The following is an 11749-nucleotide window of genomic DNA, read 5'->3' on the forward strand; positions in this document are numbered from 1 at the left end:
CATCCCGGCCGAGGAGAGGCCGGGACAGCAGGCGGATCGGCAGCCGCAGAAGCATTCAATCACTTACCGGCCTGCACGCACGACGCCTTGCTGTCTTTGTGCGTCGCGCCGGTTACACCTCCGGTGCCCGCGGCCGGCCGACCTCGTCTGGTCGGCACGAGCGTACGCTCACCTGCTGTGCCCTCCCGCAAGGTCTCGGACAGCGATCCTCGTACGGTGCTCGCCCAACTCACCGCCGGGGAAGGCAGGGCTGCGCGTATCACTCATACGGAGCACTTGCCCCCACGAATCGGTCGCCATGCCGCCTGGCCCGAGCAGATCCGGCCTGAAGTGGTCGACGCCGTAAGGGAGTCCGGTATCGAGCGGCTCTGGGAGCACCAGGCACGCGCTGCCCGGCATGCTCTCCGCGGCGAGTCAGTGATCATCGCCACAGGCACCGCCTCCGGCAAGTCCCTCTCGTATCTCCTGCCTGTTCTGAGCGCGCTCCTCGACGGTGCGGACGGCGGTACCGGGGATGTCGGAGGTGCCGGAGGTGACGGGGGTGCCGGACGTGCCGGAGGCAGCGCGGGCACGGCCCGGGGCGAGGCACGGGCCTCGGCAGGGGGGCAGGGCCGGACGGAGCGCCGGGGCGGACGCGGGAGCACCGCCCTGTACCTCGCGCCGACCAAGGCGCTCGCCGCGGACCAGCGCCGGGCCGTCGCCGAAGTGGCCGCGCCGCTGGGCACCTCCGTACGTCCTGCCGTCTTCGACGGGGACACACCCGTCGAAGAGCGCGAGTGGGTACGGGTCTTCTCCAACTACGTGCTCACCAACCCGGACATGCTGCACCGCGGAATACTCCCGGCCCACGCCCGCTGGGCCTCCTTCCTGCGCTCACTGCGCTACGTCGTCATCGACGAATGCCACACCTACCGCGGGGTTTTCGGATCCCACGTCGCCCAGGTCATACGGAGGCTGCGCCGGGTGTGCGCGCGCTACGGCTCCGATCCCGTCTTCCTCCTCGCCTCGGCGACCGCCGCCGAACCGGGCGAGGCCGCAACCCGCCTGACCGGAGTCCCCGTTGCGGAGGTGACCGAAGACGCGTCCCCCCGGGGCGAGTTGGTCTTCGCGCTGTGGGAACCGCCGCTGACCGACCTGGAAGGCGAGCGCGGCGCCCCGGTGAGACGCACCGCCACCGCCGAGTCCGCGGAACTGCTCACGGACCTGGCCGTCGAGGGTGTACGCACCGTCGCCTTCGTACGCTCCCGGCGCGGCGCGGAACTCATCTCCCTCATCGCGCAGGACCGTCTCGCTGCCGTGGACCGTTCGCTGAGCGGCCGCGTCGCGGCGTACCGGGGCGGCTACCTGCCGGAGGAGCGCCGCGCCCTCGAACGCAGCCTGCACACGGGCGAGCTCCTCGGCCTTGCCGCCACCAACGCCCTCGAACTCGGCGTCGACGTCTCAGGTCTGGACGCGGTGCTCATCACCGGCTATCCGGGCACACGGGCGTCGGTGTGGCAGCAGGCGGGCCGTGCGGGCCGCACAGGGGAGGGCGCACTCGCCGTACTAGTCGCCCGCGACGATCCGCTCGACACGTATCTCGTGCACCACCCCGATTCGCTCTTCCGGGCACCGGTCGAATCGACGGTCCTCGACCCGGACAACCCGTATGTCCTGGCTCCCCATCTGTGTGCCGCCGCTGCCGAGGTTCCGCTCGGCGAGGCCGACTCCGGGCTCTTCGGGCCGGGCTTCGCCGACCTCCTGCGCCAGTTGGAGGAGCGCAAGCTCCTTCGCCGGCGCGGAGCCTCCTGGTACTGGACGCTCAAGGAGCGAGCTTGCGACCTCGCCGACATCCGCGGCTCGGGCGGCACACCCGTCCAGGTCGTCGAGGACGGCACAGGCAGGCTCCTGGGCACGGTGGACGCGGGAGCGGCTCACTCCACCGTCCACGAAGGCGCCGTCCACCTGCATCAGGGGCGCACCTATGTGGTCCGGGACCTCGATCTCGAGAACTCCGTGGCTCTGGTGGAGGAAGCCACCCCGCCCTGGACGACGATGGCCAGGGACACCACGTCCGTTTCCGTGCTCGAGACCGACGAGGAAATCCCTTGGGGCGAGGCCCGGTTGTGCTACGGCACCGTGGAGGTGACCAACCAGGTCGTCTCCTATCTGCGCCGCCGCATCATCACGGGCGAGGTCATGGGAGAGACCAAACTCGACCTTCCCCCGCGTACTCTGCGCACCCGTGCCGTCTGGTGGACGCTCTCCGAGGACCAGCTGGAGGCCGCGGCGATCGAGCCCTCGGTGCTCCCCGGTGCGCTGCACGCCGCCGAGCACGCAGCCATCGGTCTGCTGCCGCTCTTCGCCACATGCGACCGCTGGGACATCGGCGGAGTCTCCATCGCGCTGCATCCCGACACCCTGCTGCCGACCGTCTTCGTCTACGACGGGCAGCCGGGCGGTGCGGGCTTCGCCGAACGTGCCTTCCGTACGGCGCGAGAGTGGCTCACCGCCACGCGGGACGCCGTCGCAGCCTGCGAGTGCGAGGCCGGGTGCCCCTCGTGCATCCAGTCGCCCAAGTGCGGCAACGGGAACGATCCCCTTCACAAGCGGGGAGCCGTCCGTCTCCTCACGGAGCTGCTGGCCTCCGCCGCCTGAGCGCCCCGGCGGTGTCGTACGCACGGGGCCCGCTTCGGCGAGAGCCCCGGCGGCGCCGAGAGCACCCGCATCGAAGCCCGACCCTGCCGCGGGCGGCCCCGCCCGGGCCCGGACCGTGGGCGCATACGGCCCGAACCGCACTTGCGCGGAGACATCCGCGATCTCGCCGGTGACGGCGCACCGCACCAGCCGGGCGTCCTGGGCACGGGCGACCACTTCGGCGGCGGCACAGGCCTTCGCCCGCCCTTCGAGGGCCCGGTCGGCGGCTGCCAACGCCGACAGATCGGCCCCCGCTCCCGCACGGTGCCGTGCGGAGACGGCCTGGCCGAGGCCCAGCACCACGGCCAGGGCGCCGCACAGCACCACCCCGCTGAGGGCCGCCCACACAGTGGCTGAACCCCGGTCACCGCCCGGCATACGCGAGTCCCCCAGTTCCCTCCTCGGCCATGGCCACCGCCTCGGCGCTGAGCCCGAGGGTCAGCGGCCCCGGGCCGACGGTGCGTGCCCGTACGCGAACATGCACCAACTGCCCTTCCCTGGCCGTCTCCACCGTGGCTCCCCTGGGCGCCGCCGACCGCACGGCGGAGCGCACCGCCGCCTCCGCTTCGCCCCGCGCCGCCGCACGCGCACCCGCCCTGGCACCGTCGACGCACTGGATATGTGCTGCCGCCGCCATCTCACCCCACAGCAGCATTCCGAAGAGCAGGACGAGGGCGGGGATCACCACCGCGGTCTCGGCAGTCACATAGCCGCCGTCAGAACTGGGCATCGAGCGCCCTCTCGATCAGCTGTCGCATCCCGGCGCTGACCGAACCGCTGGTCACGACCTTGTAGAGCACCGCGGCAAAGCCGCACGCGGCGACTGTGCCGACCGCGTACTCCGCGGTGCTCATCCCCGCGTCGGACGTCAACTGCCCGCCGGTCCGGCGCAGTCGGCGGCGGACGGCGGACGTGAGCGGGCTGAGCGCGGTGCACGCGGCCCGACGGAACTTCCCGGACATGGTTCCCCCTGCTGTCGTTCGTTCGTACTTCTGGGCTGGTCCTCTGAACTGTTCTTCACCCGTGCGTGCTTCTTGGGCTGTGCGTCTTCTCGGGTCGTGCGTGCTCCGGTCGTGCGTACTTCTCGGGTCGTGCGTACTTCTGGGTCGTGCGCGCTCGGGCTTCGCCCGTCGCGGTACCGACGGTCTCGGTACCGATCGGTGCCGTCGCCGGTCGGTCTCACAACAGCGAGCCCGCGAGGCCGATCACCACCGGGGCCACCCCGACCGCCAGGAAGGCCGGCAGGAAGCACAGCCCCAGGGGCCCGGTCACCAGGACGGCGGCACGTCGGGCGCGGGCCGACGCGTCGCGAGCGCGGCGGGCGCGGAGCTCCCGGGTCAGCCGCGTCACCTGGTCCACGGCCGGGGCACCCGCCGTACCGGCCCGTTCCATGCTGCGGACGAAGCCCTCGCTGTCCGGCAGGGAGGCGAAGTGCGCCCACGCCGCGGCCGGTTCGGCTCCGAGCCGCAGCTCGGTGGCCGTACGGCTCAGGCGTATCCCGATCGGCCCGCCCAGCGAACGGCCGACCGCATCGGAGGCCTGCGCCGGGTCCGACCCTGCGGCCAGGCATGCCGCCATCAACTCGGCTGCCAGCGGCAGCTGTTCGGCGGCGGCACGGGCCGCGTCCGTCTCTTCAGCTCCGGCCTCGCCGACCGACCTGCGGCGCATCCACCACCGGACTCCGTACGCACCCACGCAGGCGAGGACCCAACCGGCGGCCCCGCCGACCACGACCGCGAGGAACGCACCCACCCCCAGCGCCGCTGCCGCCTCGCGCAGCCTCCGCCGTCCGAATCTCCGGGCCGACCACGTGACCACCCCCGTGAGGGAGCGCCACTTCCCTCTCGTACGCGCGGCCCCGGGCCGTGCAAGCAAAGCCCGCGTCCGGTGCCGCACTCGGCGTCCGCGCCACCGCTCCCACGAGGAAGACACGGCGCACCCCGCGCTTCCCAGCAGGGTCACCCACATCAACGTCCAGCCGATGAGGCCGTAAGAGCCACTTCCGCTCATGTCCGCTGCTCCCCGCGCTCCCCCTGACGCACATCGGTGCGTCCCTCCGCCGTCCGTACGATCCTGGCGACCCAGGCGATGCCCGCCCACTCCAGAAGCCCCCCGGCGACGAGGCAGGCCAGTCCGGCCTGGCCGTGGAGCAGCACCCGCATCGGAGCGGCACCCATCGCAGTACCGAGCAGCAGCCCGAACGCCGGAAGCAGCGCGAGCACGACGGCCGTCGACCGGGGCCCCGCCAGAAGCGACCGCAGCTCCTCACGTCCGTCCCGCTCCGCCCGCAACGCATCGGAGACCTTGTCGAGGCCTGTGGCCAGGCCCGCGCCTCCCTCGACGGCCACCTGCCAGCAGGCCGCCACGCCACGCAGCCCCTCAGCACCGGGACTTCGTGCCGCCTCCCGCATCGCACCTGGGACGTCACCGCCGAACCGGGCCGCCGCCAGCACCGCCGCGCCGCCGTCCCCCAGCTCCCTCAGCGCGATGCCGCCCGCCGACAGCAGAGCCCGATCCGGGCTTCTCCCCGCGCGCAGTTCACCCGAGACGGCACCGCAGAGCTCCACCACGGCCGTGGCCCTGCGCTCCTTCGCCTTGCCTCGCTCCCGCCTGCGCAGCCGCCTCCGTACGACCGGAACCGCGACGGCCCCAGCCACCGGAGGAAGCCAGGACTCCCCCAGCAGACCCAGAAGTGCACCGCCCAACGCGCACCACCACGCGTGTGCGTCCGGCCCTCCGAACCGCCCGCGTAAGAACGCCACGAATCCGGCGAGCCTCAAGGGCAGCCTCGGACCCGGTTCCGCCGCCTGGCCCGCCCCGGCCAGCAGCAGCCTCGCCCGGCGCACGCCGTCGTCACCGCCCGCCATCAGCCACGCCGCCGCGCCCGCACACACCATCGCCGCGTACATGGGCGCCGCCTCGGCGCCCGCCACCGAATGCCCCGCTGCCCCCGTCACCGCGATCCCCCCTGCTGCGTGAGGCCCGGATCCGCCGTACGTACGGGAAGGACGGGTCCGCGCTGCTCTCCTTCGTCGCCGGGACTGCTCCGGCCTCGGCCGCACATCTCCCACAGCCGCGCCGCACCGCGCTTCTCCACGAATCCGAACTCGCCCCAGGCCACTGCCGGAACGGTTGTGACAAGCCCCTCCCGGTCCCTATCCAGCACATGGATCTCCGCGATACGCCGCTTCCCGGACGAGTCCCGAACCAGGTGCACCAGCACATCGAGCGCCGCGGCAAGCTGGCTGTGGAGTGCGGTCCTGTCCAACCCGGCCGTCGTGCCGAGAGCCTCCAGACGGGCGGGAACATCGCCGGCGGCATTCGCGTGCACGGTGCCGCAGCCACCCTCATGCCCGGTGTTCAACGCCGCCAGCAGATCGGTCACTTCGGCTCCGCGGACCTCGCCGACGACCAGCCGGTCCGGACGCATGCGCAGCGCCTGCCGCACCAGATCGTCCAGGGCCACCCGCCCTGCTCCCTCCTGATTCGCGGGCCGCGCCTCGAGACGTACGACATGGGGGTGGTCGGGGCGGAGTTCCGCCGAGTCCTCGGCGAGGACGATCCGTTCCTCCGGGCCCACGAGCCCCAGCAGCGAACTGAGCAGTGTCGTCTTGCCCGAGCCCGTACCACCACTGATCAGGAACGAGAGTCTCGACTCCAGCACCGCCCGCAGAAGCCGCTCGCCGCCCGGCGGGACCGTCCCCGCGTCGGCAAGCTCACGGAGGCTGAACGCCTTGTGGCGCACCACCCTCAGCGAAAGGCACGTCGAGCCCACAGCCACCGGCGGAAGCACGGCATGCAACCGGGTGCCGTCCGGGAGCCGGGCGTCCACCCACGGCCTCGCATCGTCCAGCCGCCGCCCCGCCGAGGTGGCGAGCCGCTGGGCCAGCCGCCGCACTGATGCCGCGTCAGGGAAGCGCACATCGGTACGTTCCAGACCCCTGCCGCGGTCGACCCACACTTCGTCCGGGCGGGTGACAAGCACGTCTGTGACATCCGGCTCCGCCAGCAGCGGCTCCAGCGGGCCGGTGCCCACCATCTCCGAGCGCAGGGCCTCCACCACGCCCAGCACCGCGCTGTCACCCAGCAGCCGTCCATGGGCGCGCAGAGCCGCGGCCACCCGCGCCGGCGTCGGCTCGGCTCCCGTCTCGGCGAGCCTTCTGCGCACCGCGTCGAGCAGGGTCCGCTCCCGAGCCCCGCCGGTGACCGCGCCGGAGCCCTCCGACGCCGAGCCTCCACCCGGCTCGGCCTCCGCACCCGAACCCTGCCCGCTCGCCGCCACCGGCTCCTGCCTCACCCTCATACGGAGACACCCCCGCCGCTCACTCCGCCGCTCAGCGCCTGCGCCCAGAAGTCCCGGCAGAAGCGGGCCAGCACTCCGCTCGTACGCGTGCCCGGCGGCACTCCGCGCTCTGCTGCCTCCAACAGCCCGGGTTCCCAAGGGAGTTCGCCCGCGAGCGGCAGACGCAGCAGCCTCGCGACCTCGCCCTCGTCGAGCCCGGGTCCATAGCCCCGCGAACCACCGGGGCCGCCAGGCGTGCGCACGACCGCCCTCAGATCACGCAGCACCATCTGCGTACGCGAGGCGACACGGTGCGCCGCAGCCACGGCACGCAACTCCGCGGGCACCAGCAGCAGCCCGAGATCCGTCTGTGCCAGGGCCTCGGCGACCGTCTCGTCCACACGCCTCGGCAGGTCGACGACGACCACGCCACCGCGCCGACGCGCGGCGGAGAGCACGGACTTCATCGCGTCCGCGGGGATCAGCACGGAGTCCCCCCGGTCCCAGCTGAGCACGCTCAAGTCGTGCAGTCTCGGCAGTGATTCCTCGAGCGCACCGCCGCCGACCCGCCCCCGCGACTCCGCGAACGCCGGCCATCGCAGTCCCTCCGTCCGTTCTCCGCCGAGCAGCACGTCGAGACCGCCGCCGAGGGCGTCTCCGTCGACGAGCATCGTGCGCTGCCCCTCCCGTGCGGCCGTGACGGCCAGGGCACAGGCCAGCGTCGAGGCTCCGGCGCCGCCGCGCCCGCCCAGGACTCCGACCGTCAGGGCAGGCCGTCCGACGCACTCGGACGCATCGGCGATCCGGCCCGCGAGCCAGCTCTCGGCATCGGGCAGCATGACGACGCCCTCGGCTCCGATGCGGGCGCCGCGCTCCCACACACCTGGGTTGTCCAAGTCCTTGCCGACGAGCAGCACTCCTGCCCTGCGCAGGATTCCGGATGGCTCCGAGCCGGGAGCGCCGCCCAGCGCGTGGGCGCCCGCGCAGTCGTCACCGACGAGGACCAGCGGGGCCTTCTCCCATGCCTTCGCGCCGCTCCATCCCGCCCATGCCATCCGATCCTGCGGCGCTCCGTGCACAACTTCCGCTTCTGCCCCGGCGGCCGCACACAGTCTCAGCAGATCGTCAAGGAGTTCTTCGTCCTCGGTGACAATCAGAATGGTTTCGGCCACGTTCCAGACCCCCTTCGCGGTTCACAGGCTCACTCCCGCAAACGCTTGCGGGCCCTGTCGGGAATCACTGTGCGGTGAACGCGAAAAGCTTGGTGATCATGGGCCAAAACTGTGGACACACCTAGGGTTGTGAATAACTCCGTCACCCATCCTGGCGACTTCCGGAGAGCATTCCGTCGATTACACTCAGTCACGAAGCGGAGAGACGGGACGCTGGGCCCTCGAAGATCGCCGAGGAGACGAAGAATGATCACTGAAAGGCAGAAAGGGCCTTGGACATGCGACGACCCCCGCCGGGGGGGAGAGCGGGGGTCGTCCCCAGGGCCGACTCGGGGGGGGAGGAGTCGGGCCGGGTTAGCACGGTCGCGAACGATCCGTGACTTCCATGGTGTACCCGAGGGCCTTCTCAGGCAAACCCACGCGCCCCAGCTTACGCCGAATGGTTGGCGCCTATGCTCGGCTTCGTGGAAAACCTAGCGATGCGCCGCACAGCCGCGTTCTTCGATCTGGACAAGACGGTCATTGCGAAGTCGAGCACGCTCGCCTTCGGCAGATCCTTCTACCAGGGTGGCCTGATCAATCGCCGTGCGGTACTACGCACTGCCTACGCCCAGTTCGTATATCTCCTCGGGGGCGCGGACCACGATCAGATGGAGCGGATGCGCGAGTATCTATCCGCCCTGTGCCGCGGGTGGAACGTGGAGCAGGTGAAGGACATCGTCGCCGAGACGATCCACGACCTCATCGACCCCATCATCTACGACGAGGCGGCCTCCCTCATCGAGGAGCACCACCTCGCCGGGCGCGACGTCGTCATCGTCTCGACCTCGGGCGCCGAAGTCGTCGAGCCGATCGGGGAGTTGATCGGTGCGGACCGCGTCGTGGCAACCCGGATGGTCGTCGAGGAAGGCTGCTACTCGGGCGAGATCGAGTACTACGCATACGGCCCGGCCAAGGCGGAGGCGATCGCTTCGCTCGCGGAGTCCGAGGGGTACGACCTGAGCCGGTGTTACGCCTACAGCGACTCGGTCACAGACATCCCCATGCTGGAGGCCGTCGGCAATCCCTGCGCGGTCAATCCGGACCGGGCGCTGCGCAAGGAGGCACTCGGCCGTGACTGGCCGGTCCTGACCTTCTCCCGCCCGGTCCGGCTCAAGGAACGCATTCCCAGCCTGTCCATGCCGTCCCGGCCGGCGCTGGCCATCGCCGCGGCCGCAGTGGGAGCGGCCGCCGCCACTGCCGGACTGGTCTGGTACACGAGCCAGCGCAGGGGCGCCCGGTTCGAGCGTGTTTGACGGCAAAGGTAAAGATCAGAGGCCAGGGGTTCCACATCGTCGCGGCGCGCAGTACAAAGGAATTGACGGCCCGCGAGACCAGCGGCAACAGAGAGTTTGCCGGTACGCACAAGGCCCCACGGACCGCCTTGCATGAATACCGGGCACCCACGCGACGCTGAGCCCGCGTAAAGGGTTGACCCGCCAGGAGACGGGCGAAGTTCCGGCCTGACGGGAACTATGAGAGCACGCACTGGTAACCCGGGATCCGTGCCAGCGGCGGCACTGTCCACGACGGTGCCGCCGCAACTCTGCGCCCCCGGCGCCACCCTTGCGGACCTCGGCCCCGGTTCCGCTCCGCGCCGCGCATCTCCGCACCCGCCCCGCAGGGCTCTCTCACGGCACTCGCGCGCTATGCGGCCCCGCGCTGCAGCGCCTCGCACACCGCCGTGGTCTCACGCACACCGAGTTCGAGGGCCGTCCCGCAGTGCCCGATCCATGCGGCCATGCCCTCGGGCGTCCCCGAGGCGTAGCCGTCGAGCGCCCGCTCGTACGCGTCACGCCCCTGCTCGGCCTGGCCGACCTCGGCCGGACAGATCGACTTGGGGTCGAGGCCGCTGCCGACCAGGACGACCCGCTCGGCCGCGCGGGCCACCAGGCCGTTGTACGAGCCGAACGGCCGCAGCGTGGCCAGTTCCCCGTGCACGACGGCGGCGAGCACCAGCGCGGGCGCCTCGCTCCCGTCCGCCACGATCCGGGCGAGGGCGTCCAGCCGTGCCGCGACCTCGTCCGCGTCCGGCGGCTCCTTCTCCCGGCGGGGCCCGGTCACCGGCTCACCCTTGAGGCGCGGCCGGCCCACCGTCTCGTCGGGCCCTGCTCCTCCCGCCGCGACGAGATGCAGCCGGGCCAGCACCCGCAGCGGCGACTGCCCCCATACGTCGAGGAGTTGACCTGCTTCGGCCGTCGTCCGGAGTGCGGCTCCGACCGTACGGGGCTCGCCGTCGGCTCCGAAGTCCGTACGCCGACGCAGCTCCTCCAGCGCCCAGTCGGCGCCTTCGAGCGCGGCGGACGCCCGTGCTCCGCGCAGCGCCGCCTCCGCGCTCACCTCACTGCTGCGGCGGCGCATCACGCGGTGTCCGTAGATCCGGTCGACGGACTTCCTCACGGAATCCACGGCGTCCTGGACGCCGGGCAACGCCCCCAGGGGAGCCAGGGGGTCAGCGGCACTACTCATGCGCATGACCCTACGCGGAGGCCGCACCGCAACCCACGTCGCACGAACGAGTGGTCCTCGTCACCCCGTCCCGGCTCCCCCTCCGCCCGCACCCCTACGCTCTTGTTCATGAAAATCGCTTTCGTTGGCAAGGGCGGCAGTGGCAAGACGACGCTGTCCTCACTGTTCATCCGTCAGCTGGCCGCGGCGCACGTGCCGGTGGTCGCGGTGGATGCGGACATCAATCAGCACCTCGGCGCCGCGCTGGGAATGGACGAGGCCGAAGCGGCTGCGCTCCCCTCCATGGGCGCGCAGCTCCCGCTCATCAAGGAGTGGCTGCGCGGCTCGAATCCACGCATCGCCTCGTCCGAGACGATGATCAAGACGACGCCGCCCGGAGAGGGTTCGCGCCTGCTGCGGATCACCGAGCAGAACCCGCTCTACGAGGCCTGCGCGCGCACCCTCCCCCTGGAGGGTGACGAGGTGCGGCTGATGGCCACGGGGCCCTTCACCGAGGCCGACCTGGGTGTCGCGTGCTACCACTCCAAGACCGGCGCCGTGGAGCTCTTCCTGAACCATCTTGTCGACGGGCGCGGCGAGTTCGTGGTCGTCGACATGACCGCGGGCAGCGACTCCTTCGCGTCCGGGATGTTCACACGCTTCGACATGACGTTCCTCGTCGCCGAACCGACCCGCAAGGGCGTCTCCGTCTACCGCCAGTACAAGGAGTACGCGCGGGACTTCGGCGTCCCGTTGGCCGTCGTGGGCAACAAGGTGCACAGCGAGGACGACTTGGACTTCCTGCGGGAAGAGGCCGGGGACGACCTGCTGACCGCCTTCGGCCACTCCGACTGGGTGCGCGCGATGGAGAAGGGGCGGCCGCGGCCGCTCCCGGAACTGGAGACCGCCAACCGCCGGGCGTTGGACGTACTTCAGGAGGCGGCGGACGGGGCGTACGAGCGGCGCGACTGGGAGCGCTACACGCGGCAGATGGTCCACTTCCATCTGCGCAACGCCGAGAGCTGGGGCAACGAGAAGACCGGCGCGGATCTGGCCGCCCAGGTCGACCCCGGTTTCGTGCTCGGGGAGCAGCGGGCGCCTGCGTCCGTCTGACGAGTGCGAGGAGTCCCGC

Annotated in this window: 10 protein-coding genes and 1 pseudogene; 3 read left to right on the forward strand and 8 right to left on the reverse strand. The window is 71.5% G+C overall.

All coding sequences use genetic code 11. The features are described 5' to 3' along the window. Positions 1–87: 87 nt before the first annotated feature. Positions 88–2637 carry a DEAD/DEAH box helicase gene (locus ACSMXX_RS13495; protein ID WP_473184267.1) on the forward strand — a complete coding sequence of 850 codons (2550 nt, stop codon included), beginning with the start codon at positions 88–90 and terminating at the stop codon, positions 2635–2637. A 153-nt stretch (positions 2638–2790) separates the two neighbouring features. Here ACSMXX_RS13495 and ACSMXX_RS13500 read toward each other — a convergent pair. The 7 genes and pseudogenes from ACSMXX_RS13500 to ssd all read right to left on the reverse strand — a co-directional run. Further along, positions 2791–3054, reverse strand: a pseudogene (locus ACSMXX_RS13500) (Rv3654c family TadE-like protein); the annotation flags it as partial. Then, on the reverse strand, positions 3041–3406 hold the full coding sequence (locus ACSMXX_RS13505; protein WP_473184268.1) for a TadE family type IV pilus minor pilin: 366 nt from the start codon (positions 3404–3406) through the stop codon (positions 3041–3043). The pseudogene ACSMXX_RS13500 and the gene ACSMXX_RS13505, both read right to left, overlap by 14 nt. After that, positions 3393–3638, reverse strand: coding sequence for a DUF4244 domain-containing protein (locus ACSMXX_RS13510; RefSeq protein ID WP_473184269.1), 246 nt, complete (start codon positions 3636–3638; stop codon positions 3393–3395). The genes ACSMXX_RS13505 and ACSMXX_RS13510 overlap by 14 nt, the downstream gene beginning before the upstream one ends. A gap of 217 nt (positions 3639–3855) precedes the next feature. Then, complete coding sequence (locus tag ACSMXX_RS13515) at positions 3856–4494, reverse strand: type II secretion system F family protein (protein WP_473184270.1); 639 nt, start codon at positions 4492–4494, stop codon at positions 3856–3858. Between the two features lie 188 nt (positions 4495–4682). Continuing rightward, positions 4683–5585: a type II secretion system F family protein gene (locus ACSMXX_RS13520; RefSeq protein WP_473184770.1), complete on the reverse strand. Its 903-nt coding sequence runs from the start codon at positions 5583–5585 to the stop codon at positions 4683–4685. 44 nt (positions 5586–5629) lie between these two features. Then, on the reverse strand, positions 5630–6979 hold the full coding sequence (locus ACSMXX_RS13525; RefSeq protein ID WP_473184271.1) for a TadA family conjugal transfer-associated ATPase: 1350 nt from the start codon (positions 6977–6979) through the stop codon (positions 5630–5632). Next, a complete protein-coding gene (gene ssd, locus ACSMXX_RS13530) occupies positions 6976–8130 on the reverse strand; it encodes a septum site-determining protein Ssd (protein ID WP_473184272.1) in 1155 nt (384 codons plus the stop codon). The genes ACSMXX_RS13525 and ssd overlap by 4 nt, the downstream gene beginning before the upstream one ends. 452 nt (positions 8131–8582) lie before the next feature. Here ssd and ACSMXX_RS13535 point away from each other — a divergent pair, with 452 nt between their 5' ends. Beyond that, a complete protein-coding gene (locus ACSMXX_RS13535) occupies positions 8583–9425 on the forward strand; it encodes an HAD family hydrolase (RefSeq protein WP_473184273.1) in 843 nt (280 codons plus the stop codon). Positions 9426–9816: 391 nt separating this feature from the next. On the opposite strand, the gene ACSMXX_RS13540 is transcribed toward ACSMXX_RS13535, so the two are convergent. Continuing rightward, on the reverse strand, positions 9817–10638 hold the full coding sequence (locus ACSMXX_RS13540; RefSeq protein ID WP_473184274.1) for a Fic family protein: 822 nt from the start codon (positions 10636–10638) through the stop codon (positions 9817–9819). 108 nt (positions 10639–10746) lie between these two features. On the opposite strand from ACSMXX_RS13540, the gene ACSMXX_RS13545 reads away from it, so the two are divergent. Beyond that, the gene (locus ACSMXX_RS13545) at positions 10747–11730 is read left to right on the forward strand and encodes an ATP-binding protein (RefSeq protein ID WP_473184275.1); all 984 of its coding nucleotides are present in this window, start codon (positions 10747–10749) and stop codon (positions 11728–11730) included. Positions 11731–11749: the final 19 nt, after the last annotated feature.

The sequence above is a fragment of the Streptomyces sp. DSM 116795 genome (genome assembly GCF_055792905.1).